The organism is Aminobacter niigataensis (assembly GCF_014200015.1).
Taxonomy (GTDB): Bacteria; Pseudomonadota; Alphaproteobacteria; order Rhizobiales; family Rhizobiaceae; genus Aminobacter; species Aminobacter niigataensis.
Genome location: NZ_JACHOT010000004.1, coordinates 283,634 through 307,743, shown reverse-complemented (window position 1 = coordinate 307,743; position 24,110 = coordinate 283,634). Strand labels below are relative to the sequence as shown.

General features: G+C 64.5%; 24 protein-coding genes, 1 tRNA gene and 1 pseudogene. 14 read left to right on the top strand and 12 right to left on the bottom strand.

The features are described 5' to 3' along the window. Positions 1-39: 39 nt before the first annotated feature. From GGQ99_RS16695 to GGQ99_RS16680, 4 genes are all read left to right on the top strand, one after another. A complete protein-coding gene (locus tag GGQ99_RS16695; RefSeq protein ID WP_108606233.1) occupies positions 40-987 on the top strand; it encodes an ABC transporter substrate-binding protein in 948 nt (315 codons plus the stop codon). Positions 988-1,051: 64 nt separating this feature from the next. Then, positions 1,052-1,906, top strand: a complete 855-nt coding sequence (locus tag GGQ99_RS16690) for a fumarylacetoacetate hydrolase family protein (protein WP_183263392.1) — start codon at positions 1,052-1,054, stop codon at positions 1,904-1,906. 123 nt (positions 1,907-2,029) lie between these two features. Continuing rightward, entirely contained in the window at positions 2,030-3,307 is a 1,278-nt protein-coding gene (locus GGQ99_RS16685; RefSeq protein WP_183263391.1) for an L-fuconate dehydratase, read from the top strand. 11 nt (positions 3,308-3,318) lie between these two features. Continuing rightward, positions 3,319-4,095, top strand: a complete 777-nt coding sequence (locus GGQ99_RS16680; RefSeq protein ID WP_183263390.1) for an L-fucose dehydrogenase — start codon at positions 3,319-3,321, stop codon at positions 4,093-4,095. Between the two features lie 135 nt (positions 4,096-4,230). Here the strand turns inward: GGQ99_RS16680 and GGQ99_RS16675 are convergent. Next, positions 4,231-4,305 (bottom strand) — tRNA-Gly (locus GGQ99_RS16675). Between the two features lie 214 nt (positions 4,306-4,519). On the opposite strand from GGQ99_RS16675, the gene GGQ99_RS16670 reads away from it, so the two are divergent. The 4 genes from GGQ99_RS16670 to GGQ99_RS16655 all read left to right on the top strand — a co-directional run bounded on the left by GGQ99_RS16670 (position 4,520) and on the right by GGQ99_RS16655 (position 7,064). Beyond that, a complete protein-coding gene (locus GGQ99_RS16670; RefSeq protein ID WP_183263389.1) occupies positions 4,520-5,032 on the top strand; it encodes a prolyl-tRNA synthetase associated domain-containing protein in 513 nt (170 codons plus the stop codon). Between the two features lie 73 nt (positions 5,033-5,105). Continuing rightward, on the top strand, positions 5,106-6,074 hold the full coding sequence (trxA, locus tag GGQ99_RS16665) for a thioredoxin (RefSeq protein WP_183263388.1): 969 nt from the start codon (positions 5,106-5,108) through the stop codon (positions 6,072-6,074). 71 nt (positions 6,075-6,145) lie between these two features. Continuing rightward, complete coding sequence (locus GGQ99_RS16660; RefSeq protein ID WP_108606227.1) at positions 6,146-6,817, top strand: LON peptidase substrate-binding domain-containing protein; 672 nt, start codon at positions 6,146-6,148, stop codon at positions 6,815-6,817. A 22-nt stretch (positions 6,818-6,839) separates the two neighbouring features. Continuing rightward, positions 6,840-7,064, top strand: a complete 225-nt coding sequence (locus tag GGQ99_RS16655) for a Trm112 family protein (protein WP_183263387.1) — start codon at positions 6,840-6,842, stop codon at positions 7,062-7,064. Between the two features lie 25 nt (positions 7,065-7,089). Here the strand turns inward: GGQ99_RS16655 and GGQ99_RS16650 are convergent, their stop codons facing one another. Genes GGQ99_RS16650 through GGQ99_RS16640 form a run of 3 tightly spaced genes read right to left on the bottom strand, consistent with a single transcriptional unit; the run spans position 7,090 to position 12,837 of the window. Beyond that, positions 7,090-10,437 (bottom strand): error-prone DNA polymerase, encoded by a 3,348-nt coding sequence (locus GGQ99_RS16650; protein ID WP_183263386.1) that lies wholly within the window; start codon positions 10,435-10,437, stop codon positions 7,090-7,092. Then, complete coding sequence (locus GGQ99_RS16645) at positions 10,434-11,903, bottom strand: DUF6504 family protein (RefSeq protein ID WP_343061748.1); 1,470 nt, start codon at positions 11,901-11,903, stop codon at positions 10,434-10,436. The genes GGQ99_RS16650 and GGQ99_RS16645 overlap by 4 nt, the downstream gene beginning before the upstream one ends. After that, a complete protein-coding gene (locus tag GGQ99_RS16640) occupies positions 11,845-12,837 on the bottom strand; it encodes an ImuA family protein (RefSeq protein WP_246389616.1) in 993 nt (330 codons plus the stop codon). Before GGQ99_RS16640 ends, GGQ99_RS16645 begins: the two co-directional genes overlap by 59 nt. 193 nt (positions 12,838-13,030) lie before the next feature. On the opposite strand from GGQ99_RS16640, the gene GGQ99_RS16635 reads away from it, so the two are divergent. Next, a complete protein-coding gene (locus tag GGQ99_RS16635; RefSeq protein ID WP_108606224.1) occupies positions 13,031-13,453 on the top strand; it encodes a metallopeptidase family protein in 423 nt (140 codons plus the stop codon). 22 nt (positions 13,454-13,475) lie between these two features. Here the strand turns inward: GGQ99_RS16635 and GGQ99_RS16630 are convergent, their stop codons facing one another. Together GGQ99_RS16630 and GGQ99_RS16625 are read right to left on the bottom strand one after the other, a co-directional pair. Beyond that, positions 13,476-13,682: a DUF1737 domain-containing protein gene (locus GGQ99_RS16630; protein ID WP_108606223.1), complete on the bottom strand. Its 207-nt coding sequence runs from the start codon at positions 13,680-13,682 to the stop codon at positions 13,476-13,478. Further along, complete coding sequence (locus tag GGQ99_RS16625; protein ID WP_183263384.1) at positions 13,679-14,578, bottom strand: HpcH/HpaI aldolase/citrate lyase family protein; 900 nt, start codon at positions 14,576-14,578, stop codon at positions 13,679-13,681. The genes GGQ99_RS16630 and GGQ99_RS16625 overlap by 4 nt, the downstream gene beginning before the upstream one ends. A 97-nt stretch (positions 14,579-14,675) precedes the next feature. Here GGQ99_RS16625 and GGQ99_RS16620 point away from each other — a divergent pair, with 97 nt between their 5' ends. Together GGQ99_RS16620 and GGQ99_RS16615 are read left to right on the top strand one after the other, a co-directional pair. Further along, on the top strand, positions 14,676-15,845 hold the full coding sequence (locus GGQ99_RS16620; RefSeq protein ID WP_183263383.1) for an NAD(P)/FAD-dependent oxidoreductase: 1,170 nt from the start codon (positions 14,676-14,678) through the stop codon (positions 15,843-15,845). A 275-nt stretch (positions 15,846-16,120) separates the two neighbouring features. Next, a complete protein-coding gene (locus GGQ99_RS16615) occupies positions 16,121-17,677 on the top strand; it encodes a hypothetical protein (protein ID WP_183263382.1) in 1,557 nt (518 codons plus the stop codon). Between the two features lie 153 nt (positions 17,678-17,830). On the opposite strand, the gene GGQ99_RS16610 is transcribed toward GGQ99_RS16615, so the two are convergent. The 3 genes from GGQ99_RS16610 to GGQ99_RS16600 form a co-directional block, all read right to left on the bottom strand. After that, on the bottom strand, positions 17,831-18,052 hold the full coding sequence (locus GGQ99_RS16610; RefSeq protein WP_108606220.1) for a hypothetical protein: 222 nt from the start codon (positions 18,050-18,052) through the stop codon (positions 17,831-17,833). 104 nt (positions 18,053-18,156) lie between these two features. Beyond that, entirely contained in the window at positions 18,157-18,366 is a 210-nt protein-coding gene (locus GGQ99_RS16605; RefSeq protein WP_108609632.1) for a cold-shock protein, read from the bottom strand. A 148-nt stretch (positions 18,367-18,514) separates the two neighbouring features. Next, positions 18,515-18,784, bottom strand: coding sequence for a hypothetical protein (locus GGQ99_RS16600; protein WP_183263381.1), 270 nt, complete (start codon positions 18,782-18,784; stop codon positions 18,515-18,517). Positions 18,785-18,870: 86 nt separating this feature from the next. Between GGQ99_RS16600 and GGQ99_RS16595 the strand changes: the two are divergent. Further along, a pseudogene (locus GGQ99_RS16595) lies at positions 18,871-19,667 on the top strand (DUF2189 domain-containing protein). Between the two features lie 60 nt (positions 19,668-19,727). On the opposite strand, the gene GGQ99_RS16590 reads toward GGQ99_RS16595, so the two are convergent. After that, positions 19,728-20,186: a carboxymuconolactone decarboxylase family protein gene (locus tag GGQ99_RS16590; protein WP_108606218.1), complete on the bottom strand. Its 459-nt coding sequence runs from the start codon at positions 20,184-20,186 to the stop codon at positions 19,728-19,730. Between GGQ99_RS16590 and GGQ99_RS16585 the strand changes: the two genes are divergently transcribed. Together GGQ99_RS16585 and GGQ99_RS16580 are read left to right on the top strand one after the other, a co-directional pair. Continuing rightward, on the top strand, positions 20,173-20,310 hold the full coding sequence (locus GGQ99_RS16585; RefSeq protein WP_159091564.1) for a hypothetical protein: 138 nt from the start codon (positions 20,173-20,175) through the stop codon (positions 20,308-20,310). The genes GGQ99_RS16590 and GGQ99_RS16585 overlap by 14 nt on opposite strands. Before the next feature lie 3 nt (positions 20,311-20,313). Then, positions 20,314-21,186: a sigma-70 family RNA polymerase sigma factor gene (locus GGQ99_RS16580; protein ID WP_183263380.1), complete on the top strand. Its 873-nt coding sequence runs from the start codon at positions 20,314-20,316 to the stop codon at positions 21,184-21,186. Between the two features lie 44 nt (positions 21,187-21,230). Here the strand turns inward: GGQ99_RS16580 and GGQ99_RS16575 are convergent, their stop codons facing one another. Together GGQ99_RS16575 and GGQ99_RS16570 are read right to left on the bottom strand one after the other, a co-directional pair. Then, complete coding sequence (locus tag GGQ99_RS16575; protein ID WP_183263496.1) at positions 21,231-22,508, bottom strand: serine hydrolase domain-containing protein; 1,278 nt, start codon at positions 22,506-22,508, stop codon at positions 21,231-21,233. A 55-nt stretch (positions 22,509-22,563) separates the two neighbouring features. Further along, the gene (locus tag GGQ99_RS16570; protein ID WP_246389615.1) at positions 22,564-24,084 is read right to left on the bottom strand and encodes an alginate export family protein; all 1,521 of its coding nucleotides are present in this window, start codon (positions 24,082-24,084) and stop codon (positions 22,564-22,566) included. Positions 24,085-24,110 lie beyond the last annotated feature (26 nt).

Genomic DNA, 24,110 nt, shown 5'->3' with positions numbered 1-24,110 from the left:
CCCACGGAAACGATCAACCAACGATCAATTGGAGGAAACATGTTCACTAGACGCACCGTGCTTGGCGCCCTCGGCGCCATGACGATCCTCGGCTACGGCTCGACCATGGCAATGGCCCAGGACAAGATGTACATCCCGCTGATCTCCAAGGGCTTCCAGCACCAGTTCTGGCAGGCCGTGAAGGCAGGTGCCGACAAGGCCGCCGCCGATCTCGGCGTCGAGGTCACCTTCGAAGGTCCAGATTCGGAGTCCCAGGTCGACCGCCAGATCGACATGCTGGCAGCGGCCCTTGCCAAGAAGCCGGCGGCGATCGGCTTTGCCGCCCTCGATAGCCAGGCAGCGATCCCGCTGCTGCAGCAGGCCAAGGATGCCAAGATCCCGGTCGTCGCCTTCGACTCCGGCGTCGACAGCGACATCCCCGTTGCCACCGCCTCCACCAACAACATCGCAGCGGCAGCCCTTGCCGCCGACAAGATGGCCGAACTGATCGGCGACGAGGGCAAGGTGGCGGTGCTGGTGCACGACCAGACCAGCCGCACCGGCATCGACCGGCGCGACGGCTTCGTCAATCGCATGAAGGAGGCCCATCCGAAGGTCGAGATCGTGTCGATCGAATATGGCGGCGGCGACCATCTCAAGTCGACCGAGATCACCAAGGCCATCCTGCAGGCCAACCCCGACCTGAAGGGCATGTTCGGCGGCAATGAAGGCTCGGCCATCGGCGTCGTCAACGGCGCCAAGGAACTCGGCCGCAAGCTGGTGATCATCGGCTACGATTCCGGTGCCCAGCAGAAGCAGGCGATCCGCGACGGCGAAATGGCCGGCGCCATCACCCAGAACCCGGTCGGCATCGGCTACAAAACCGTCGAAGCGGCCGTAAAGGCGGCCAAGGGCGAAGCGGTCGAGAAGAACATCGACACCGGTTTCTATTACTACGACAAGTCGAACATCGACCAGCCCGACATCGCAGCCGTGCTGTACGACTGACCACGATCCCGACATCTCCGGAGGCGGTTCGCCGCCTCCGGCTTTCTCAACCAGGGTGACTTCAATGAAACTGCTCCGTTACGGCCCCAAGGGCAACGAAAAGCCCGGCATCCTCGACACGTCCGGCCGCGTCCGTGACCTCTCCGGCATCGTCGACGACATAGCCGGCGAGGCGCTGGCGCCCGAAGGCCTTGCCCGCCTCCGCGGCATCGACCCCGAGACCTTGCCGCTGGTCGTCGGCACGCCGCAGCAGGACCTGCGCCTCGGCGCCTGTGTCGGTCGCATCGGCAAGTTCATCTGCATCGGCCTCAACTATGCCGACCACGCCGCCGAAACCGGCGCCGCCATCCCGGCCGAACCCATCGTCTTCAACAAGTGGACCTCGGCCATCGTCGGACCCGACGACGACGTCGAGATCCCCCGCGGCTCGCTCAAGACCGACTGGGAGGTCGAGCTCGGCGTCGTCATCGGCAAGCCCGGCCGCTACATCGACGAGGCCGACGCCATGAGCCACGTCGCCGGCTATTGCGTCGTCAACGACGTCTCCGAGCGCGAATACCAGATCGAGCGCGGCGGCACCTGGGACAAGGGCAAGGGCTGCGACACCTTCGGCCCGACCGGCCCCTGGATGGTGACCGCCGACGAGATCGCCGATCCGCAGAACCTCAAGATGTGGCTCGACGTCGACGGCAAGCGCTTCCAGGACGGCTCGACCAGGACCATGATCTTCTCCGTGCAGCAGGTCGTCGCCTATCTCAGCCGCTTCATGAGCCTGCAGTCCGGCGACGTCATTTCCACCGGCACCCCGCCCGGCGTCGGCCTCGGCCAGAAGCCGCCTGTCTATCTCAAGGCCGGCCAGACGATGTCGCTCGGCATCGAAGGCCTCGGCATCCAGAGGCAGCACGTCGTCGCCGCCTGAACCCATTGGTGCGAGACGACGTCTCCTTGAGCCGCCATCTCGCCCCGAGCTCTCGTTTTAGTCGCCTGATCTTGTCCGAAAAGTCTGCAACTTTTCGGGATCATGCTGTGAGGACCCCAGACCATGACCAGAATCATCGACATGCGGGTGCTCGACCTGCGCTTCCCGACTTCGCAGCATCTCGACGGTTCCGACGCGATGAACCCGGACCCCGACTATTCGGCGGCCTATGTCATCCTGAAGACCGACGCATCAGGCATCGAGGGTCATGGCCTGACATTCACCATCGGCCGCGGCAACGAGATCTGCTGCGCGGCGATCGAGGCGATGCGCCACCTGGTCGTGGGTCTGGACATGGACAAGGTCACATCAGACATGGGCGCCTTCTGGCGCCATGTCACCTCCGACAGCCAGCTGCGCTGGATCGGGCCCGATAAGGGCGCGATCCATCTGGCCACCGGCGCGGTCGTCAACGCCGTCTGGGATATATGGGCCAAGATGGTGGGCAAGCCGGTGTGGAAGCTGGTCGCCGAGATGTCGCCCGAAGAGCTGGTGCGCTGCATCGACTTCCGCTACATCACCGACTGCATCACGCCTGACGAAGCGCTCGCCATGCTGCGCGACAAGGCACCGGGCAAGGCAGAGCGTATCGCCACGCTCGAGCGCGAGGGTTACCCCTGCTACACCACCTCGGCCGGCTGGCTCGGCTATGGCGACGAGAAGCTGCGCCGGCTCTGCCAGGAGGCGGTCGACGCCGGCTTCAACCACGTCAAGCTCAAGGTCGGCCGCGACAAGGCCGACGACATCCGCCGCCTGCGCATCGCCCGCGAGGTGCTCGGCCCCGACCGCCAGCTGATGATCGACGCCAATCAGGTCTGGGAAGTCGGCCAGGCCATCGATTGGGTGCGCGACCTCGCTTTCGCCAAGCCCTGGTTCATCGAGGAACCGACAAATCCCGACGACGTCGAGGGCCACCGCAAGATCCGCGAGGGCGTGGCGCCGGTGCAGGTCGCCACCGGCGAGATGTGCCAGAACCGCATCATGTTCAAGCAGTTCATCATGCGCGGCGCAATCGACGTGGTGCAGATCGACTCCTGCCGCCTCGGCGGCGTCAACGAGATCCTCGCCGTGCTGCTGATGGCGGCCAAATACAATCTGCTCGTCTGCCCGCATGCCGGCGGCGTCGGCCTCTGCGAATATGTCCAGCACCTGTCGATGATCGACTATGTCTGCATCGCCGGAACCCGCGAGGGCCGCGTGGTCGAATATGTCGACCACCTGCACGAGCATTTCAAGGAACCCTGCGTGGTGCGCAATGCCGCCTACATGCCCCCCAGCGCGCCCGGCTTCTCCATCGAGATGAAGCCGGCGACGCTCGAAGATTTTCAGTTCCGCGGCTGAGGGAGACCAAAATGGACCTGGGGCTGAAGGACAAGGTGGTGATCGTCACCGGCGGCGGCGCCGGCATCGGCGGTGCGGTCACACTCGGCCTCGCGGCAGAGGGTGCAGTCCCCATCGTCTTCGGACGCAGCCCGCTGGCCGACGACTTCGCGGCGAAGCTGAAGGTTGCCTCACCGCGTGCAAAATTCATCCATGTCGAGCTGATGCACGACCCGGAGATCGGTGCGGCGGTCGCTGAAGTGGCAAAGGCCTTCGGCCGTATCGACGGGCTGGTCAACAATGCCGGCATCAACGACGGCATCGGCCTCGAAGCTGGCCCCAACGCCTTTCGCGAGTCGCTGGAGCGCAACCTGATCCACTATTACACGACCGCGCACCACTGCCTGCCGTGGTTGAAGAAATCGCGCGGCGCCATCGTCAACGTCTCGTCCAAGACGGCACTCACCGGCCAGGGCAGCACCAGCGGCTACACCGCCGCCAAGGGTGCGCAACTGTCGCTGACGCGCGAATGGGCGGCAGCGCTGCGCGGGGACGGCATCCGCGTCAACGCGGTCATCCCGGCCGAGGTGATGACGCCGCTCTACGAGAAGTGGCTGAAGACCTTCGACGATCCCGAAGCGCGCCTGGAAGAAATCACCCGCCGGATCCCGTTGGGACAGCGCATGACGACGGCGGAGGAAATCGCCGACACGGTGATCTTCCTGCTCTCAGACAAGGCGAGCCACACCACTGGGCAATGGTTGTTCGTCGACGGCGGCTACACCCATCTCGACCGCGCGCTGGACTGAAATCCCGCACGGCACCGCGCCATCGTTGCCGGCACTTCGGCGCCTCGATTGCTAAGTGCAGCTTCGAACGGGCTTTCTTCAAAGCCCGAAAACGACGAAGGCCGCGGAGAACCGCGGCCTTTTTCGTGGGATATTTGGAGCGGGTGAAGCGATTCGAACGCTCGACCCCAACCTTGGCAAGGTTGTGCTCTACCCCTGAGCTACACCCGCTCGCCGCGGCTCGTCACCGCAACGGCGCCTATATGGCCGATGCTCGCGGCGAATGCAACAGGCAAATCGCGATCTTTTTTCAGCTCTTCCTCCGCACCCCGGCAAAGCCCGGATTTCCGCGAAATGAACGCCTGGGGAAGCGGTGGCCGGGCTTGTCTTGGCGCCGGGCTTTGCCCATAAACCCTGCAATCGAACAATTTTGACGAAGGCGGCCATGACCGGCGCGACGAATCCCAGGACCAAGGCCGAGCTACTCGCCTTCCTCGACACGCTCGGCATCGCCGTCCGGACGCACGAGCACCCGCCACTCTACACCGTCGCCGATTCGCAGGCGCTGCGGGGGACGATTCCCGGCGGCCACACCAAGAACCTGTTCCTCAAGGACAAGAAAGACAGCTTCTTCCTCGTTACCGTCGATGAAGAAGCCAGCGTCGACCTCAAGCAGATCCATCACCTGATCGGCGCGTCGAGCCGTGTCTCCTTCGGCAAGCCGGAGGCGCTGATGGAACTCCTCGGCGTCGCCCCGGGCGCAGTGACCGTCTTCGGGCTGATTAACGACACGTCGGGCAGGGTCAGGCTGGTGCTCGACAGCGCCCTGATGGAAAACGCCGTGATCAACGCCCACCCGCTGACCAATGAGGCGACAACCTCGATCGCGGCCGCCGACCTGTTGCATTTCGTCAAGGCAACCGGCCACGATCCTGTTATCTTGAAAGTCACCGGCTGATCGCCACATGGTGGCCTGACAGCGGCGCGGTCGGGTGGCCGATGGGCACAGAATACACAGCGGAAGAACCAGTATGAGCAACGAGAACAACCCCTTCGGCGGCATAAGCAGCCAGTATGCCACGAACGTACAGTTTGGCGGCGCCCCCGCCGGCGGTGCTGCACCGGCGGCCGATCTGATCAAGGACACGACGACCGCTGCCTTCAGCGCCGACGTCATCCAGGAATCGCGCAACCAGCCGGTGCTGGTCGACTTCTGGGCGCCATGGTGCGGCCCGTGCAAGCAGCTGACGCCGGTGATCGAGCGCGTCGTCCAGGCTGCGGGTGGCCGCGTCAAGCTCGTCAAGATGAACATCGACGATCATCCCGCGATTGCCGGTCAGCTCGGCATCCAGTCGATCCCCGCGGTCATCGCCTTCAAGGACGGCCAGCCGGTGGACGGCTTCATGGGTGCCGTGCCCGAGAGCCAGATCCGCGACTTCATCGACAAGGTCGCCGGCAAGGATGGCGGCCAGCCGCAGATCGCCGAAGCGCTTGCCGCAGCCGCCGAGGCGCGCGACGCAGGCGACCTGCAGACCGCGGTGCAGATCTATGACGCCGTGCTCGAGCAGGCCCCCGACAACCTCGATGCCATCGCGGCGCTTGCCGAGATCCTCTTCGAGGCCGGCGATGTTGCCGGTGCAAACGAGGTGCTGGCGCGTGCGCCCGAAGGCAAGCAGGATGCGCCGGCACTGGCTTCCGTGCGTGCCAGGATAACGCTTGCGGAGGAGGCCGCCGCCCTCGGCGATTCCGCCGAGTTGGAGCGGCGGCTGGCGCAGAACCCCGGGGATCACCAGGCGCGCTTCGATCTCGCCATGATCCAGAATGCAAACGGGCAGCGCACCGAGGCGGCCGACAGCCTGCTCGCCATCGTCAAGGCCGACCGGACCTGGAACGACGACGGCGCAAGGGCCCAGCTGCTCAAGCTGTTCGAAGCCTGGGGCTTCACCGACGAGGTGACGCTGGCGACGCGGCGCAAGCTGTCGTCGCTGCTGTTTTCGTAACGGTTTGTCGCAGGCGCCCTTGCGCTCGACCGTTACGGCCCCAGATGAAGGGGTAGCCAGCTGAGGACCAGATGCAGGCAGGAAACGCGCATTACAGGCTCGACACCGATCTGCCGACGACGCTGGCGGTGTTCCCGCTGACGGCGGCCCTGCTCCTGCCGGGCGGTCGCATGCCGCTCAACATCTTCGAGCCGCGCTATCTGCAGATGATCGACGACGCCATCGCCGGATCGCGGCTGATCGGCATGATCCAGCCATCGCTCGACGGCACGCTGCGTCCCGACGGCGAACCGGCCCTGTGCCCCGTCGGTTGCATCGGCCGCATCACCTCTCTCGCCGAGACCGGGGACGGTCGTTACCTGATTTCGCTGCAGGGCGTCTGCCGGTTCCGGGTCAGCCAGGAACTGGCGGTGAAGACGCCATTCAGGCAATGCAAGATCACCTGCTTTGGCGCCGACCTCGGCGAGGACAAGGCCGGCGCGGATGTCGACCGGCCGGCGTTGCTCAAGGCATTCCGCACCTATCTCCAGGCCAACGAACTCGAGGCCGACTGGGAGAGCGTCAGCCGCGCCGACAATGCCATCCTGGTCAACGCGCTGTCGATGATGGCGCCATACGGGGCCGCCGAAAAGCAGGCGCTGCTCGAAGCGCCCGATCTCAAGACCCGCGCCGAGACGCTGATCGCGATCACCGAAATGGCGCTGGCGCGCGAAAACGAAGATTTCGGGTCGAGCCTGCAATAGGCGGGGCAACCAGGAGGCTGGAATGGTTGAGGCCAACAAGCGCGACATCGACGTGAAGCTGCTCGAACTGCTGGCTTGTCCGCTGACCAAGGGACCGCTGAAGTGGGATGCCGAGCGCGGCGAACTGGTGTCCAGGCTCGCCCGCCTCGCCTACCCTGTTCGTGACGGCATCCCCGTGATGCTGCCCTCAGAGGCGCGGCAGATTCCGGACGAGGCAGCGCCGAAAGGCGCTCCGTCCTTGGACTGAATTTAAGCTTCCTTCCAGGCCTCCTTCATTGAAAATTACGCCCCTTGGGCATCACGCTGCTAGCCGTGCGGACAAGCCGGTCGTAGCTCTGCACGACACGCGGGTCCTTTGCCGCCTTCTCGGCAGCGCTTTGCCTGGGCCCCGTCACAGAGGGGAGCGCAGCCTTGTCATTGGCCGATGCCTGGAGTTCCTCCGACATGGCCGCCAGCCAGTGCGTCAGGTCCTCCATCTTGTCGGCAACGATATGGATGACGCCCGACTCCGTCTGCAGCTTGCCGCTGACGCGGATGAATTTCGATCCCATGATGACGGGCCGGAAACGGTCGAAGACCCGCGCCCAGACAATGACATTGGCGATCGAATGCTCGTCCTCCAGCGTGAGGAAGATGGCATTGCCCTTGCCCGGTCGCTGGCGGACCAGAACCAGTCCGGCAACGGACACGCGCCGCCCGTCGGGCACGTCGCCGAGCCGGGCATTCGGCGTGATGCCGGCACTGTCGAGGTGATGCCTGAGAAAGGCGACCGGATGCGCCTTCAGCGAGAGACCAAGCGAGCGGTAGTCGTGGATGACATGCTCGCCGAGCGGCATGGCGGGCAGATACATCTGCGGTTCGTTATCGGACAAATGAACTTCCGGCTGGTCGAACAGCGGCAGCCTTTCGGCGGCACTCTTGCCGTCGAGCGCGCGCACCGCCCATAGCGCCTCGCGCCGGTCGAGGCCGACCGAGCGGAACGCATCGGCCTGCGCGAGCAACTCGATCTCGCCGACATCGAGCCCCGAGCGCAACCAGACATCGCGCACCGAGACGTAGCCCTTGCCGCGCCGTTCGACGAAGGCGTTCATCTTCTTGTCGCCAAGGCCCTTGATCTGACGGAAGCCGAGCCGGACGGCGTGGCTGGTCCTGATGACGTCGCGCATTTCGGCGTGACGCCGCTGGATGCGTTTCGGGTCGAAGCCCGAGCGCTCGAGCCTGCAATCCCAAACGGAATGATTGATGTCGACCTGCCTGATTTCGACGCCATGGTCCTGCGCATCGCGGACCAATTGCGCCGGTCGGTAAAAGCCCATCGGCTGCGAGTTGAGGATCGCCGCACAGAAGACGTCGGGATAAAAGGCCTTGAACCAGCAGGAGGCATAGACGAGCAACGCGAAAGACGCGGCGTGGCTTTCGGGAAAGCCGTATTCGCCAAAGCCCTCGATCTGCTTGAAGCAGCGTTCGGCGAAGTCGCGCTCATACCCCCGCGTAACCATGCCCTCGATCATCTTGTCGCGATGATTGCCGATAGTGCCGGTGCGTTTGAAAGTGGCCATGGCGCGCCTGAGCTTGTCGGCCTCGCCGGGGCTGAAGCCGCCGGCGACGATGGCGATCTTCATTGCCTGCTCCTGGAACAGCGGCACGCCCAAGGTCTTGCCCAGGATCGACTCAAGTTCCTTCTTTGGGAATTCGACCTTTTCCTTGCCTTGCCGGCGCCTGAGATAGGGATGCACCATGTCGCCCTGGATCGGCCCGGGCCGAACGATCGCGACCTCGATCACCAGATCGTAGAATTCGCGCGGCCTTAGACGCGGCAGCATCGACATCTGCGCCCGGCTTTCGATCTGGAAGACTCCGAGCGTGTCGGCACGGCAGATCATGTCATAGACTTTTTGGTCCCCAGGCGGCAGCGTCGCCAGCGTGTAGGGCCGATCATGCGGGTCGCGCTCGTCGTAATGCGCTTCGAGCAGGCCGAAGGCCTTGCGCAGGCACGTCAGCATGCCGAGCGCCAGGATATCGACCTTCAATATGCCAACGGCATCGAGGTCATCCTTGTCCCACTCGACCATCTTACGCTCGTCCATCGCCGTCTTGACGATCGGCACGATCTCGTCGAGCCGGTCGCGGGTGATGACGAAGCCGCCGACATGCTGGGACAGATGGCGCGGAAAACCCATGATGCCGTTGGCATGTTCGATCACATGCCGGGTCACCGGATCGGCCTTGTCGAGTCCCCCAGCCGCCGTTTCCTTCTCGCCAAGCTCGGACGAATACCAACCCCAGATCGACCCCGACAAAGCCCCCCTGACGTCGTCGGACAGGCCCATCGCCTTGGCGACTTCACGCAGTGCCGAGCGGCCGCGATAAGTGACGACGGAAGCCGCGAGCGCGGTGCGCTTGGCGCTGTATTTTTCGTAGATGAACTCGATCACCTCACTGCGCCGCTCATGCTCGAAGTCGACGTCGATATCCGGCGGCTCGCCACGTTCCACCGAGATGAAGCGCTCGAAAAGCACGTCGACGATATCGGGCCCGACATCGGTGATGCCGATGCAGAAACAGATGACCGAATTGGCGGCCGAGCCGCGCCCCTGGCAAAGGATGCCCTTCGAGCGCGCGAATTGGACGATGTCATGCACGGTGAGGAAATAGCGGGCATAGTTGAGTTCCTCGACGATGCCGAGCTCATGCCGGATGATCCCCTGCACCTTCTCCGGAACACCATCCGGATAGCGCCTTTTCGCCCCTTCCCAGGTCAGTCTTTCCAGTTCCGCCTGCGGTTCGAGGCCCGATTCCGTCGGCTCGTCGGGATAGTTGTATTTGAGTTCACCCAGCGAAAAATGCAGGCTTGCGGCAAAGCGCAGCGTCTCGGCAAGGGGCTCCGGGTGGTTACGGAAAAGCCTGGCCATATCGGCAGGACTTTTCAGATGGCGCTCGGCATTCGCCCTCAGTTCGAACCCGGCCTCGGTGACCGGCACGTTGAGGCGGATCGCTGTCAGCACATCCTGGAGCGGGCGCTGGCCCGGCACATGGTAGAGCACGTCATTGGTCGCCATCAGCGGCACGCCTGCCATCGCGGCCATGGCGGCGGCCTGCTCGATCTTGAAGCGGTCGTTGCCGCCGAAATTCGGCGCGACCGCCAGCCACAAGGAGGCGCCGAAACGCGCCTTGAGACTACGTAGAAGCGCGACATCATCTTCCGTGACAGCCGTGACGTCGGGCAGGACGGCAAGCGACAGCAGGTCGCCCCACTCGAAAAGGTCGTCCCGGTAGAGGAGCGGCGCGCCCTTTTCGCTTTCATCCCGGGTATTGGCCTGGGTCAGCATGCGGCAGAGATGCCCCCAGCCCTTGCGATCCCTAGGGTAGGCGAGAATGTCAGGTGTGCCATCAGCAAAAACCAGCCGGCAGCCCGGGTGGTAGGCGAGCCCTTCCGTATCGGCCATCTTCCAGGCGCGGACGACACCGGCCACCGTGTTGCAGTCGGCAAGGCCGATGGCCGAAAGTCCCAGAAACTTTGCCGCGATCACCAGCTCTTCCGGCGCGGAAGCCCCGCGCAGGAAGGAGAAATTCGACTGGATGCCGAATTCAGCATAGCTGGCGGCGGCGACCGTGTTCATGCGAAAACCCCATGCAGGAACCAGCGTGGGGCTGGAGCCTGCGCACCGTACAGGCCCTGCCGGTAGAGCCAGTAGCGGCGGCCATCGGCATCCTCGACCCGGTAATAATCCCGCGTCGGCGCATCGGTTTCTTCGCGCCACCATTCGGGCGCGATCCGTTCCGGCCCCTCGGCACGAGCGACGCGATGCATGGCGCGGCGCCAGCGGAAATTTTGCGGCGGACCATCGGGAACCTCGGTCAACGGAACCTCGATCGGCTCTGGCGAGCGAAACAGGCGGATCGGGCGCTCCAGGCGGGCCGGCCTGCTGGTGGCCCCGCTTTTTGCCTTGCCGTGCTGTGCAAATGCCTTCCTGTCTTCTTCCTGCGCGTAAGAAACAACCGCCGCAGCCCGCTCCGGCAGATGGCTTGCGGCAGGAGCAGGTTCGAGGATGGCGGCCTCGCCGAGCCTGGCTGTCACGCGATCGGCGAAGATGGCCAGCTCTTCGCCAGTGTCTTCGATTTCGCCGGCAAGGTCGCCTTGCCGCGCATCGAAGCAGGCCGTCGAAAACGCAGAGAGGCGAACGAGGTCAAAGCCACAGCCGGCATCGATGGTCTCGCCAAGCGCGGTCAGCCGTTCATGGAACAGCTTGCGGACCAGGCTGGGTTCGCGGATCGGGCGCGACGCCCCGACCGTGATGCGGCTGACCACGCCGTCGACCCTGAACAGCAGAAGTTCGAGCGCCCGCGCGCCCTCTTCCCGGCGTTCGAGATCGACCTTGAGCGTGGCGGCGAGCAGGCCGACCAGCCGCTCGATATCGTCGAGGAGCGACAGCGGGTCGGCGAGGTGGCGTTCGACCGAAAGCGGGGCGACCGGCAGGCGCGGCGAGATCGCCTCCTCGAGCCGGCCGAGCGCCTGGTCGAGACGCTCGACGAGTTCAGCTCCGAAGCGGCGGACCAGCGGCGCGCGCGGCCCGTCCATGATCGCACCGACGGTGCGCAGCCCGACGCTTTCGAGGCTCGCCTTCGTCCTGGCATCTATCCTGAGCGCCGACAGCGGCAGGCGGGAAAGGAAATTACGCTCGCTGCCCGGCGCAATGATCTGGCCGGCGGCGAAACGCGCCGCCGCCCACGCCGTGCCCGGTGTCGAGGCAAGGCCGGCGCGGACATCGAAACCCTGATGGAAGAAACGGGCCATGAGATCGGCAAGCAGGGCCTTTTCGCCACCGAAGAGATGGGCGCAGCCGGTGATGTCGAGGAACAGGCCGTTTTCGCCGTCGAGCGCGACCAGTGGCGTGTAGCGGTCGCACCAGTCGGCGAGGCTTTCGAGCAGCCGGCGGTCGGCTTCGGGATCGGCCTCGACGACGTCGATCGACGGGTGCATGGCGCGCGCTTCGGCAATCCCCATTCCCGGCCTCAGCCGCAGTGCTTCAGCCTGCTCGTCGAGGGCGGCGATGCGCTGGGTATTGTTCTCCCGATGGCTCACCACCAGGGGCTGGTTCGGCCGCTGGCCTGAACGCCACGACCGTCCCAACCGCCGCCTGAGGATCCGCTCGGCTGCGAGATGGGGAAACCACAGCGACACGATCCTCTGGGCTGTGTCTTCTTTCTTCGAGGGTGTGTGCATCGGGGTTCCATTCCAGAATGAATTTGCCGGGAAGCGCCGTGCGGCTCTTGCCGATTTCGACCGAGATGGCGGGCGGGCCGATGGAACCGGCAAGCGGACCGGCGACGGTATGGCGAAGCGATGCCGGGGCCGGCGAAGCGATGAGCCTGACGGGCGCTGCCGTGGCCTCCGATTCAGCCGACTGTCGCAGCAGGAGCACCGGCCGGCCCGCATCCTGCGCCCGGCGGTGCAGCCGGCGCGTCGCCGTGAGATCCAGGCTGCGCGGGTTGCCGCGCAGTTCGACGATGACGGCGGCAAGCTCGCCGATGCGGGCGGCTTCCTCGGCGATCCACAGTGCGTCGGCGGGCTTGGGCGCTTCGGCAAAAAGCAGGCGTTCCGGCGCGAGGCCAAAAAGCCAATCCAGTCCCGCCGCATAAGGAAGCCCGGCCTCGCGAAAGATTTCGGCGGTGCCGATCCACAGCACCAGTGCCCCCGGCTTCTGGCTGGCTTTGAGCATCAGGCTGACGAGGCATAGAGCCAGGCCCGCAGCCGCCCCCGCATTGCGGGTTTCCGTGCCATGGATCTCGGTCAGCGCGGCTTTGGGCAGCCCGCCGCCCAGGGCCTCGTCGAGGCGCTCGACACCGGTCGGCAGGAAGAAGTCGCGCGCCGAGGCAACGCCGTTGCGTCGAACCAGGACGCCGGCGGGCGGCCGGTTGTCGGAAGGCGACACCAGCAGCTCGGGCAGCGTACCCTCGATCTTCGCTATCTTCTGGCGCAGGGCAAAAACGACGTCCCGCGCCACGGCGCTGGTCGCCATGTCGATCTGCCTCCGGCTAATTGTTCCTGTTATGTTCTTATAGATTCCAGAGGCTCTGATCAGAGTCAAGCCGATTCATGGGGAATTTATTCCTCTCCCGGAGGCAACCCGCTCACCGCTTATTTATCGCCCGGGCGGCAAAGGCCTCGTAAGCGAAGCGGTGAAAGGCTATATGCCCTCAAAAGGAAGAATAATGGCCCGCATCTACAAGACCCGCGCCTGGCACGACCAGCTTTCGCCCTCGATCGAGGAGATGGAGCTCCTGGCGCTCGAATCCTATGCCCACCTGCCGGAGGAATTTCGCCAACTGACCGGCGAGGTCGTCATCCAGCTGGCCGAGTTCCCCACCGACGAGATCATGGACGACCTGTCGCTGGAAACGCCGTTCGACCTGCTCGGGCTTTTCGAGGGGCGCGGCATCGCCGAGCGCTGGAACCCGCAGACCGGCGAAGGCCCCAATCGCGTCACGCTCTACCGCCGCGCCATCCTCGACTACTGGGCCGAGAACGAGGAGACGCTGGGCGACATCGTCACCCACGTGCTGATCCACGAGATCGGCCACCATTTCGGCCTGTCGGACGACGACATGGAACGGCTGGAGGAAGCCGCCGAATAGGCGGCGAACCAGCGCCGAAAAATCAGAAATCGCTGAGCTTGATACCGGGGTCGTATTCGACGCCTTCGACGTCCTTCACCACGGCCTGGCCGCAGCGCATGGTCTTGCTGTCGGCGTCGAAGGAATAGGTCGGCGAGCCGAACAGGTGCCAGCCCTTGTTCACCGCTGCCGTGACCTTGTGGCAGAAGGTGGCATCGTCGGGACCGGTCAGGAAGCGGTAGAGTTTCATTTTTCGTCTCCCGTCATCTCGGCGATCATCGCAGCCCTCGCCAGCATCTTCTCGGCCTGCACCAGGTGCAGCCGCTCGACCATCCTGCCACCGAGCGAGATTACACCGCGCGAGGCATTTTCGGGAAGCGCGAAGGCGCCGACGACAGCGCGTGCTTCGGCAAGTGCTGCGGCCGATGGCGAGAATGCCGCATTGGCCGGGCCGATCTGTGCCGGGTGGATGACGGTCTTGCCGGAAAAGCCCATGGCCGCGGCCTCGCCGCACTCATCGGCAAAGGCGTCCAGATCGCGGAAATCGTTGGAGACGCTGTCGAGCATGTCGACGCCGCCGGCGCGGGCGTAAAGCACCATCTGCAACAGCCACGGCTGGAGGTAGCGGCGGTCGGGCGTGATCATCACCCCGGTATCCTTGGCGAGGTCGTTGAGCCCGGCGATCAGGCACGACAGCCGGGCCGAAGGATCGCGGCCGAGCTCGGCGATGGCCGCCAGGTTGACCAGCGCCCGCGGCGTCTCGATCATCGCCCAGAGTTTCAGCGTGTCGGGGGCGTCGGCCTCGTCGAGCACGTCATTGGCTTCCAGCAGGTCGCGCGGCGTCTCGATCTTGGGCAGCACCACCCCGTCGGTGGCCCAGCCGCTCGCCGCCGCAAGATCGTCAGCACCCCACGCACTTTTCAGCGAATTGATGCGCACGACATATTCGCGCGCGCCGGCCGGCCTTTCGGCGAAGAATTTGGCCAGCCTGTCGCGCGCCGCGGCCTTTTGCTCGGGCAGCACGGCATCCTCCAGGTCGAAGATGACGGTATCGCAGGCAAGCTGCGGCAGCTTGGCGATGGCCTTCTCGTTGGTGGCGGGCACGAAAAGCGCCGAACGGCGCGGGCGGGAGACAGAATGTGACATCTGGTCTTCTTGCCCGGCAATGCTGGCCCTTGCAAGGGCTTGCCGGGCAATGCGGTAACTGCTTTTGTCCTCCATCATAACAGGACGGGAACACTTCATGGCACGCTACGACGTGGTCATCATCGGCGGCGCGATCGTCGGCAGCTCGGTCGCCTATTATCTGCGCGACGAGGGTTTTGCCGGCTCGATCGCGCTGATCGAGCGCGACCCGCAATTCGCCCATTCGGCAACGACGCTGTCCTGCGCCTCGATCCGCCAGCAATTCTCGATCCCCGAGAACATCCGCCTGTCGCAATTCACGCTCGGCCTGTTCCGGCGACTGAAGGACGAGTTCGGCGCCGACGCCGACATCGGCTTCCGCGAGGGCGGCTACCTGATCCTCGCCGGCGAGAATGGCCTGCCGATCCTCGAGGCCAACCATCGGGCGCAGACGGCCGAGGGCGCCGACATCGTGCTGGAGGACGCCGAGCAGCTCGCCAGGCGTTTTGCCTGGATCTCGACCGAGGGCATTTCCGCCGGCGCCTATGGCCGCACCGGCGAGGGCTGGTTCGACGCGCACGCCATGCTCGGCCTGTTCCGCAAGGCGCTGAAGACCAGAGACATCGACCTTATCACCGCCGAGGTGACCGGCATCGAGCGCGAGCGCGACCGTGTCACAGCAGTCACCCTTGCCAATGGCGAACGCCTTGTGGCCGGCACCGTCGTCAATGCCGCCGGGCCGAATGCCGGCAAAGTCTCGGCCCTGGCCGGCATCGCCCTGCCGGTCGAGCCGCGCAAGCGCAACGTCTTCGTTTTCGAGGCGCGCGACAGGTTCGCCGACATGCCGCTGATGGTCGACCCCAGCGGCGTCTATGTCCGCCCCGAGGGTTCGGTCTACATCACCGGCGGGGCCGAGAGCGAGGACGGCGAGCTGGCCGCCGACCCGCAAGACTTCAACCCCGACTGGGGCCTGTTCGAAGACGTGATCTGGCCGGTGCTGGCGACGCGCGTGCCGGCCTTCGAGGCGATCAAGGCGACGCAGGCCTGGGTCGGGCATTACGACTACAACGCGCTCGACCAGAACGCCGTCATCGGCCCGCATCCGGAGGTCGCAAACTTCATCTTCGCCAACGGCTTTTCCGGCCACGGCCTGCAGCAGGCACCCGCAGTCGGCAAGGCGCTGGCCGAGCTCCTGGTCCATGGCGGCTACCGCTCGATCGACTGCTCGGCCTTCGGCTACCAGCGCATCGCCGAGGGCCGGCCGTTCCGCGAGCTGAACGTGATCTAGGGTTTTCGGCACCTGCCTTCTTCATCCCGAGTCTTTTCGCCCTCATCCTGAGCCTGTCGAAGGATGCGGGCGCTCCATTCGCCCTCGCCCCTTGGGCAAGGGATCCGCATTGCCCCCGCAGATATCCTGCACCGCAACGGGCTTCGCCCCCGTGCCGGAATCCATCAAGATCAATGTAGCACAACGTCAGAGGGCACCCCGCAATAGGTCAAAAAGGCTATCTGTTCGCCGAAGTCGTGTCAGCGTAACGTGCCGCTAGGTAGTTGGGGGGCCCAATGAACCGGTGGCTCGGCGTTTTATTACTCTTGGTCTGTTCGAGTAGTGCGGTCCTGGCAAACGAAGAACTGCTGGGTCGCTGGACTGGAGGCCTTACCTGCGGTCCAGATAAGAACCTCCCGTTGACGCTATCCATCACCGAGGCCAGGAATGGGAAGCTGAAGGGCGTTTTCGAGTTCCGGTCCGGGTGGCACAAGGCAAAATACCATGTCGTCGGCACGACCACGTCGACAGGCGCGTTTCAGTTAGATCCCGGACCATGGATCATGCAACCCACCGGCTTCCGAGCCGTCGGACTGCAGGGACAGGTCGCTCGTTTCGGTAGCCGTCCCATGATCCAGGGGACGCTCCTCGATTGCAAAGGCGGATCCTTTACTGCTTTTTTGCAGCCACCGCCCGAAGAGCCTCCGCCGCCCCCTCTAGCAGAAATGTTCGACCGAAAAGGTCCCCAGTGGATAAAGGCTGTCCGCGCTCGAGTCCAAGAATACGTCAGGAAGCGTGTGGACAAGCCGCGCTGGTGGAACCAACTCGAACGCGAAGTTGGATTCAGCAAAGTCGATCAAGCGACCAGGGAGACGCTGCTGGCGGAGGTTAGGGAAGCGCGGGCCGATGTCCGAGCCGATGCTCTCCTGCAAGAACTTGCATCTGGCCCGAAGGACTTTCCTCAGGGCATAGGAAGGGCTCTCTTTATTTTCCGACAGGCACAGACGTCAGAATGGCCCGACAAGACCAAGCTTCGGGTCTACAAAGCCTGCCAAAAACAGGTAGCTGAAGTACTCCGGCCCAAGTTGACGGGGATTGCGGCTTTGGCAGCAAACCTGCCCACCACCTTGGAAGGTCTGGCAGAGGCCCGCGCGGCAATTGCTCCGATCGAAGACTATCGACATTCTCTCGAACAGGCGTTTGGAACTCTAGACCAAGAAAACCTGCTGTCTCCCATGTTGAAACGGATTGCAGAACTTGAATTGAATCCGGCCATAGCAATTGCATTTCGCGAAGCGTTGGCGGTAGCGCGACAACAATCTGACCCCCGCACAGCGACCGAGAACGTAATTTACAATGTCCTTGGTCAGGCAAGTTCGTCATATCCGCTTGCCGCGATCGCGGCGGAAGGGCGGAAACTGGCCGCATTGGCTGAGGTTGTGGTCGAGAGCATCGCAAGTGAAGAGGATCGCTCCGAACCGAGTGCCAGTGACATGGCAGCCTATATGTTCACCCTCGTAGAACGCTTCAATGCACCGTTAGCAGCAATGCGATGCGCTCCGGGGCAGCATGATGTGACCGACCTGCCCAGATGTCAGTTGGGAGAATTGGAGGCCAGGCTGAAAAAAATTGTCAAGTCTGGCTGCCAGGCAGAGAAGCCAGGCCAACAATATGTCTGCGATTTCGATCAGTATTCGCAGCTCGTCTACTTCCGCACGGGCGAGCCTCCGGTGGACAGCTTTGCACTGTCGACTCGCTTCCCTGGAGGGCGCATGGAGGGCCCGCAAAAGGTACGTTTTGTCCGCCAGGTTCTTGGTGGAGGATGGGTGGGCTCGCGCGCAAGTCCCGAATAGGCGGGCAATGCCCCTCCTGCTGGTCAGCCGACGCGCCCTACAGCAGACACCGACACGCTAGGCCGGCAGGACTCGTTGTCCGCCGGATAATCACCTGTCCCGCCGGTGGCGGGAGTTGCCGCCCGGATCAGGGTCCAAGGTGAAGCGGGTGGCCTATGCCGCCGGCTTCTTGCGGCGCGCCGGCTTGGCGGGCGCGGGTTCCTGGGTTGCCTCGATGGCAAGCCGTGCCGCCCGAAGCCGCGCGGTCTTGGCCTCGCGTGCGATGACCTCGGCATGGAGGATCGAATGCGCCACCCGGGTGGTCATGTCGCCCTTTGCTTCGGCCTTGTTCTGCGAGGGGACAAACAGATTGTCCTTGGTGATGGAACTCGCCATGCGGTTTCTCCTGAAACGAAAAAGGCCGGGAACTCCCGACCTTCTCCTGATTGCCTCGACGGCCGATGCCAGTTCATCCGTGGTCAGCGGCCGGAAGCAATGCGTTAGGCAGCCTGAAGATTCTCGGCTGCGTTCTTGCCGCTGCGGTTGTCGCGCACGACGTCGAAGTTCAGCTTCTGACCCTCGACGATGGTGCGCATGCCGGCACGCTCGACGGCCGAGATGTGGACGAACACGTCCTGCTCGCCGGTGTCGGGTGCAATGAAGCCGAAACCTTTGGTGGCATTGAAGAATTTAACGGTACCAGTAGCCATGACGAAACCTTTCAATCGACATAGTGAAGTATTCGCCGAGCAGAATGCAGGGCGATGTTTTCCGATCGATTTTGAGGGGGAAGATCGTAGAGGCGCCAGGCGCGCGGAACAAAGTTCTACAGCAAGATCGATTGGTCCAATATAGTGCTCAATACGACAATAGCAAGGCTGGCCCGAAAAAGGGCGGCACGACGGCCTTGCAATCGCGAACCCGGCACCCCACATAGGCTTCATCGGCGAGCTTGCCGGGAGCGAAACGCGCATCGGGATACGATGACCGGGTTTTGCCGCGAGCCGCTGCATTTGCCCTGATCGACGGCATGCCGACCACGGATGTACCGGCAGCATGACAGGTCTCAGGAGCCAGAGGGAAGCGGGCATTGCCCGCTTTTTTCTTGTCCGGCGTTTGCCTTGCCACTACGGCAACTTCCCTTGATCCTGATCAATGTCCTGCGCACCGTGACGTATAGGGGTAGGCAGACGGCGCCAGCGAGGGAGGAAGCTATGGCAGACGTGAAGGGAACGGCGCAGCCGCAGGGCAAGCGCCCGGGGGCGCTGCCGGAGGTGCGGGCGTTGACGGTCGCCGACATCAGGCAGAGCCTGGCGGAAGGAGCGGCCGACTTTGCCCGCTGCCCGGCGGTCGGGCTGATGATCGGGGCCGTGTTCATGGTCATCGGCATGGCGATCACGTTGTCGCTGCTGGTGCTGCACGAACCCTGGCTGATCTATCCCTTCGCCATTGGCTTCCCGCTGGTCGGGCCGTTTGCCGCCGTCGGCCTCTACGAGGTCAGCCGCCGGCTGGAGGCCGGCCAGGCGCCCACCCTCGGCGAGGTGCTCAGGGTGATCTGGGCCCAGCGCCGCCGCGAGGTGTCGTGGATGGCCTTCGTCATGCTGTTCGTGTTCTGGATCTGGATGTACCAGATCCGTCTGCTGATCGCGCTGATCCTCGGCCGCATGTCGTTCGCCACGCTCGACCGCTTCGTCGACGTGGTGACGACCACCAGCGAGGGCTGGATCTTCCTCGGCATCGGCCATGTCGTCGGCGCAGCACTCGCGCTGGTGCTATTTCCATCACCGTGATCTCGATCCCGATGCTGCTCGACCGCGAGGTCGATTTCGTCACCGCCATGATCACCTCGGTGCGCACGGTACTGGCGAGCCCCGTCGTCATGCTGGGCTGGGGCCTGGTGGTGACGCTTGCGGTGCTGGCCGCCTGCGTGCCGTTCTTCCTCGGCCTGCTGGTGGTGCTGCCGGTGCTCGGCCACGCGACGTGGCATCTCTATCGCCGCGCGGTGGTGTAGGGGGCGGCGAGGCCCCCCATCCTTCGACAGGCTCAGGATGAGGGGAGAGCGCGGCGAAGCTCAGTTCCAGGCAGCGCCCGCGACCTGGCGGACGGCGGCGTTGAGCCGGTTCCAGACATTGATCAGGCCGATCGAGAGGATCAGCGCCGATAGCGTCTTTTCGTCATAGTGGCGCGCGGCATCGGTCCAAACGTCGTCGGGCACCGGGTCGGCCTTGTCGCTGACGCGGGTGACGGCCTCAGTAAGCGCCAGCGCTGCGCGCTCGGCCTCACTGAACCACGGCGTGTCGCGCCAGGCGGCGACGGCGAAGATGCGCTCGTCCTTCTGGCCGGCCTTCCTCAGTTCGAGCGAGTGCATGTGGACGCAGACGCTGCAACCATTGATCTGGCTGGCGCGCAGGTGGATCAGCATGCGCGTCACCTCGGGCAGGCTGTCGATTTCGGTCGCCTTGTTGAGCGCCTGCAGCGCCTTCAGGGCTTCGGGCAAGACGAGGGCTGGGTTGTTCATGCGGGCTTGCATTTTTCGCTTCCTTTCGCGGTCGGGTGCGGTCGATGGTGACGCCGCCGGCCACGTGACGGGTCTCTGTCACATCGGCCAGGTTTCGTTCGTCATCGCAATGACGCATGCCGAAGAGGAGACGTGACAGATGAACGACGAAAATTTTCTGAGCGAGCGATTTGCCGCCAATCGCGGGCATTTGCGCGCCGTGGCCTACCGCATGCTGGGTTCGGCCAGCGAGGCCGAGGACGCCGTGCAGGAGACCTGGCTGAGGCTGGCGCGGACCGGCGCCGGCGACATCGACAATCTCGGCGGCTGGCTGACCACTGTCGTGGCCCGCGTATGCCTGGACATGCTGCGCCAGCGCAAATCGCGGCGCGAGGACCCGCTGGACGTCGAAGGGCCGGACGAGGTCGCCGACGATACCGCCGGCATCGACCCCGAGCGCGAACTGGCGATGGCCGACGCCGTCGGGCTGGCGCTGCTGGTGGTGCTGGAGCGGCTGGCACCGGCCGAGCGCATCGCGTTCGTGCTGCATGACATGTTCGACCTGTCTTTCGACGACATCGCCCCCATCGTCGAGCGCACGCCGGTTGCCGCGCGGCAGCTGGCCAGCCGCGCCCGGCGGCGCGTGAAGGGCAGCGACGAGGCCGACGCACCCGACCGGATGCGGCAGCGAGAGGTGGTGGACGCGTTCCTTGCGGCATCGCGCGGCGGCAACTTCGCCGGCCTGCTGGCCGTGCTCGACCCCGACGTGGTGTTCCGCGCCGACGCCGCGGCGGCCCGGCTGGGCTCGGCCGCCGAGCTGCGCGGGGCGCAGGCGGTGGCGCAGAACTTCAAGGGTCGCGCCCAGGTCGCCCGCCCGGCACTGGTCGACGGCTCGATCGGCCTGCTGATCGCGCCGATGGGCAAGCTGCGCGTCGTGCTGGCCCTCAAGCTCGACGGCGACAGGATCGTTGGCATCGACGCCATCGCCGATCCGGATCGGCTAGCGCAGCTGGACGTGGCGCTGCTGGCTTAGTCAGTCGTGGGAGGTCGACGACGGAGCGCCGACCCGGCACGAGCTCACTTCATCAGATGCTTGGCCACCGCTTCGTAGGCCGGCAGCGAGGTCGGGTCGTTGGCGGCATTGCCGGCGGTGGGGTGCGACGAGAAGCGGGCGATGACGACGCGCGCCTTGGGGTCGATGTAGAGCGCCTGGCCATGCACGCCGCGCGCCATGTAGGCGCCGTGGTCGTTGTTGGTGATCCACCACATGCCGCGATAGCTCCAACCCTTGAGTAGCTGATAACCGGCCTTTTCGAACGCCGCCTTGTCGCCGCCGGCGCGGATGCGGGCGATCGCCGCTGCCGGTACCAGTTGCTGGCCGTTGAAAGCGCCGTCGTCGAGCAGGATCTGGCCGAGCCGCGCCATGTCGCGCAGGCCGGCGTTGAAGCCGCCGCCGGCAAAGGGCGTGCCGGTGGAATCGACGGTGTAGTAGGCGTCCTGCTCGGCGCCCATTTTGCTCCAGATCCGATCCGACATGAACTGGGCGACCGATTGGCCCGAGACACGCGCGATGATCCAGCCGAGGGCGTCGGTGTTGATGGTCTTGTAGCCGAAGGCCGTGCCGTGCTCGCCTTCCTTGCGCACCGTCTGCAGGTATTCGAAATAGCTGCGCGGGCCAGTGTAGCCTTCCGGCTTGGGCAGCGGGCTGCCGGCAGCCGAATAGACCCAGACGTCGGCGTTGGGATCGGCATAATCCTCGCTGTAGCGCAGGCCGGTGGTCATCTCGAGCACCTGCCTGACGGTTGCGTCGCCAAAGGCGCTCTTGGCGAGTTCGGGCACGACTGATGCCACCTTGGCGTTTTCGTCGAGCTTGCCTTCGGCCACCAGCATCTCGCCCATCAGGCCGGTGAGCGACTTGGTGACCGACATGGCGCCGTGCTGGCCGGCATCGTCGAGGCAGCCGAAATAGCGCTCGTAGACGATCTTGCCGTCATGCGTGACGACGATGCCGTCGGTGTAGTTGGCGGCCAGCGACTGCTCCCACGTCATCTCGGCGTCGCCGCCGAGCGGGGTGAACTTCACCGCGTCGATGGTCTCGTCCAACGCGCGTTCGAGCGGCGCCGGCGCGCCGAGCCCACGGCTGACATTGACCGTCGGCATCAGCTGGCGGAAATGGCACACCGTCCAGCGCATCTTGGGAAAGCTGAAATAGTCGGGATCGGTGAAGCGGATGATCTTATCCGCCGGCGGCGGAGAACCGACCATCCAGCCGAGCTTGACGGGATCGGACTCTGCGGCTGACAGCACTTTTGCCTCCTGTGCCCAAGAGATCGACGGGGTTGCCACGGCAAACATTGCCGCGACCAGCGCAGCGCCCGCGAAACCGCCCCTGACTGCATCCAACCCAGCTTCAGAAATTGACGACGACATTGGCGAAGGCTCCTGTCCACACCGGTGCATCGAAACTGACGACGGAGTCGGCTCCGGGACCGGGAAATGAAACGCTGAACCCGGCGGTGAAATAGGTGTTGGGATTCAGCACGCGGTTGTATTCGATGAAAAAGTCGTCCGACAGATGCTTGGCGGAGACGCCGGCGACCGGATTGGGCACGCCGTTGATGATCTCGAGATGCGTGCCCTGGCCGAACTGGATCGGGCTGCGCAGTTCGTTGGCGCTGATATAGGCGTAGCGCAGGGTCAGCGTGTCGCGCTCGGTCGGCGTGACGCGCAGGCTGAGCTGGTGGGCGTTGACGTTGGAATTGATGAACACCATCGACGACTTCGAGCCTGTCGACCAGGAACTCGGGCTGCCCTCGTAGTAAAGCGGGTCGAAGCGCTCCAGACGCGACGTCGACGGATCGTCGCCGGAGAATGTCTGGTAGGAATAAGCGATCGTCGGTGCCCACGAGTATTCGGCGAAGGTGTAGCCGACCTGGACGCGGCCGCCCCATGCCCGCATGTCGATGCGGTCGTTCCATTGGTAGGCGAAATCGCCGGCGACGAACAAATTCTCGAAACTGTCGCCGAACGGCATGGCGCGGCCGTAGACATTGACGAAGTTCAGCCCGTCGCGGCCATTGGCAACCAGCGTCGGCACCCCGATGCCGCCGGGCGCGGCCTGTGGGTAGGGCGAGTCGGATTGCAGCACATGGCCGAAGGTCATGCCGGCAAAGGTGTCGGACTCGCCATCGTAGCGGAAATCGCCGCCGACGATCCTGGTCTGGGTGTCGCTTTCGTTCAGCTCGTTGGCATCGAGATAGAATGCCGTGGCGGTGAAATCGTCGAAGCCAAAACTGCCGATCGAAGCCATTTCCCAGGCCTTGCGCGGGCCGAGCTTGAGCGCGCCGCGGTCGAAGCCGCTCGACCCGCCATTGGCGAGCAGCATGCCGGTGCCGGCCTTGAATGTGCGGGGACCGACCGAGAGATCGAAGGACGGATCGCTCTTTTCGTCCGAGCGCAAGCCGAGGTAGCCCTCTTCCAGCGTGACGCGGCCAGTGTTTCCGGTTGCGTAGGCATCAATGCCGAGCGTACCCGAAGCAACGGCCGAGACCTTGCCATAGGCCACCAACCCGCCCAGGTCCTGGGTGAAGCTGAGGCCGGGCAAAATGTAGCCTTCGAGCCAGGTCGGATTGGCATTGAACCCGGCCGACGGTGCGAATGTATCTGAATAGTTCCAGAACACATTGTGTTCGGTCACCACGTTCAGGCCGGCCTGAAGATGCATCCGGATCATCAGGCCATCATGGTCGAGCAGCAGCATGCGGTCGTCGGCGGCAAGCGCGCGTTCGGAGGCGAGGAGGCTTGCGGAGACCAGTGCTGCGGTGCCCGCCCAGCCGAGAATCCGCCATTTCCGCTGCCTGGTCTTGAGCCTCTGCGGGCGGACCTGCCCTTGCGCGGCCCCTGGGTCGATGTCGCTGTCCCTAGCCCCCATCGTTGCATGGCCTCCGAATGTGCGCC

Coding starts and splice junctions, on each gene's coding strand:
- GGQ99_RS16695 (WP_108606233.1), top strand. CDS start 40: ATGTTCACTAGACGCACCGTGCTTGGCGCCCTCGGCGCCATGACGATC.
- GGQ99_RS16690 (WP_183263392.1), top strand. CDS start 1,052: ATGAAACTGCTCCGTTACGGCCCCAAGGGCAACGAAAAGCCCGGCATC.
- GGQ99_RS16685 (WP_183263391.1), top strand. CDS start 2,030: ATGACCAGAATCATCGACATGCGGGTGCTCGACCTGCGCTTCCCGACT.
- GGQ99_RS16680 (WP_183263390.1), top strand. CDS start 3,319: ATGGACCTGGGGCTGAAGGACAAGGTGGTGATCGTCACCGGCGGCGGC.
- GGQ99_RS16670 (WP_183263389.1), top strand. CDS start 4,520: ATGACCGGCGCGACGAATCCCAGGACCAAGGCCGAGCTACTCGCCTTC.
- trxA (WP_183263388.1), top strand. CDS start 5,106: ATGAGCAACGAGAACAACCCCTTCGGCGGCATAAGCAGCCAGTATGCC.
- GGQ99_RS16660 (WP_108606227.1), top strand. CDS start 6,146: ATGCAGGCAGGAAACGCGCATTACAGGCTCGACACCGATCTGCCGACG.
- GGQ99_RS16655 (WP_183263387.1), top strand. CDS start 6,840: ATGGTTGAGGCCAACAAGCGCGACATCGACGTGAAGCTGCTCGAACTG.
- GGQ99_RS16650 (WP_183263386.1), bottom strand. CDS start 10,437: ATGAACACGGTCGCCGCCGCCAGCTATGCTGAATTCGGCATCCAGTCG.
- GGQ99_RS16640 (WP_246389616.1), bottom strand. CDS start 12,837: ATGGCGACCAGCGCCGTGGCGCGGGACGTCGTTTTTGCCCTGCGCCAG.
- GGQ99_RS16635 (WP_108606224.1), top strand. CDS start 13,031: ATGGCCCGCATCTACAAGACCCGCGCCTGGCACGACCAGCTTTCGCCC.
- GGQ99_RS16630 (WP_108606223.1), bottom strand. CDS start 13,682: ATGAAACTCTACCGCTTCCTGACCGGTCCCGACGATGCCACCTTCTGC.
- GGQ99_RS16625 (WP_183263384.1), bottom strand. CDS start 14,578: ATGTCACATTCTGTCTCCCGCCCGCGCCGTTCGGCGCTTTTCGTGCCC.
- GGQ99_RS16620 (WP_183263383.1), top strand. CDS start 14,676: ATGGCACGCTACGACGTGGTCATCATCGGCGGCGCGATCGTCGGCAGC.
- GGQ99_RS16615 (WP_183263382.1), top strand. CDS start 16,121: ATGAACCGGTGGCTCGGCGTTTTATTACTCTTGGTCTGTTCGAGTAGT.
- GGQ99_RS16610 (WP_108606220.1), bottom strand. CDS start 18,052: ATGGCGAGTTCCATCACCAAGGACAATCTGTTTGTCCCCTCGCAGAAC.
- GGQ99_RS16605 (WP_108609632.1), bottom strand. CDS start 18,366: ATGGCTACTGGTACCGTTAAATTCTTCAATGCCACCAAAGGTTTCGGC.
- GGQ99_RS16585 (WP_159091564.1), top strand. CDS start 20,173: ATGCGGGCTTGCATTTTTCGCTTCCTTTCGCGGTCGGGTGCGGTCGAT.
- GGQ99_RS16590 (WP_108606218.1), bottom strand. CDS start 20,186: ATGCAAGCCCGCATGAACAACCCAGCCCTCGTCTTGCCCGAAGCCCTG.
- GGQ99_RS16580 (WP_183263380.1), top strand. CDS start 20,314: ATGAACGACGAAAATTTTCTGAGCGAGCGATTTGCCGCCAATCGCGGG.
- GGQ99_RS16575 (WP_183263496.1), bottom strand. CDS start 22,508: ATGTTTGCCGTGGCAACCCCGTCGATCTCTTGGGCACAGGAGGCAAAA.
- GGQ99_RS16570 (WP_246389615.1), bottom strand. CDS start 24,084: ATGGGGGCTAGGGACAGCGACATCGACCCAGGGGCCGCGCAAGGGCAG.